General features: G+C 42.4%; 1 pseudogene. It reads left to right on the forward strand.

The window, feature by feature from the left end:
* Positions 1-1175, forward strand: a pseudogene (locus BB045_RS12200) (YSIRK signal domain/LPXTG anchor domain surface protein); the annotation flags it as partial.

Raw genomic sequence — 1175 nt, forward strand, 5'->3', positions numbered from 1 at the left:
CGAATACTCGTATTGAGTTACTAGATAAAGATAATCATGTCATTGGTTCGGGGACTACAGGTGCTAATGGTCATGCCATTATTACGCCAACTCAACCTATACCGGAAGGTAATGTAACTGCCAAGGCAACTGATAATGCTGAACATCCAAATAGTTCTACATCTAATCCGGTTAAAGCAACTGATACAACACCACCAACGGTTCCAACACTTGATACTGATTTAGTTGGTAAAGCCGGTACTCAAACACCGATTACGGTGACAACGGATCCGAATACTCATGTTGATTTATTAGACAAAGATGGCAATATTATTGGTTCGGGTACGACGGATGATACAGGGCATGTTACTATCACTCCGACAAAACCTATTCCTGAAGGTAATGTACGTGCTAAAGCAACGGATAACGCAGAACATCCGAACAGTTCACTTTCTCAACCGAAGAAAGCGACGGATACGACACCTCCAGGTAGCCCAATCGTTAATACTGATTTAACTGGAAAGGCAACGACTAGAACTCCAGTTGATGTGTCTTCTGATCCGAATACTCGTATCGAGTTACTAGATAAAGATAATCATGTTATTGGTTCGGGGACTACAGGTGCTAATGGTCATGCCATTATTACGCCAACTCAACCTATACCGGAAGGTAATGTAACTGCGAAAGCTTACGATAGTGCGGAACACCCAAATGTCTCAACTTCTGCACCTAAAAAAGCAACTGATACTACACCTCCGACGGAACCTGTTGTGACAAATGATTTAACTGGTAAAGCAACGACTAAAACACCGATTACCGTAACGACAGACCCGAATACACGTGTTGAGTTACTTGATAAGGATAACAACGTGATTGGTTCAGGTACTACGGATAGTAATGGTCGAGTTACAATTTCACCAACGGTGCCTATTCCTGAGGGCAATGTCATCGCTAAAGCTTATGACAATGCGGAAGTTCCTAATGTGGCAATTTCTCAACCAAAAAAAGCAACTGATACTACGCCACCAGCTACTCCAACGCTTGATACTGATTTAACTGGTAAAGCCGATACTCAAACACCGATTACGGTGACAACGGATCCGAATACTCATGTTGATTTACTAGACAAAGATGGCAATATTATTGGTTCGGGTACGACGGATGATACAGGGCATGTTACTATCACTCCGACAAAA

This window comes from Staphylococcus sp. MB377, assembly GCF_001922505.1.
Lineage (GTDB): Bacteria > Bacillota > Bacilli > Staphylococcales > Staphylococcaceae > Staphylococcus > Staphylococcus haemolyticus.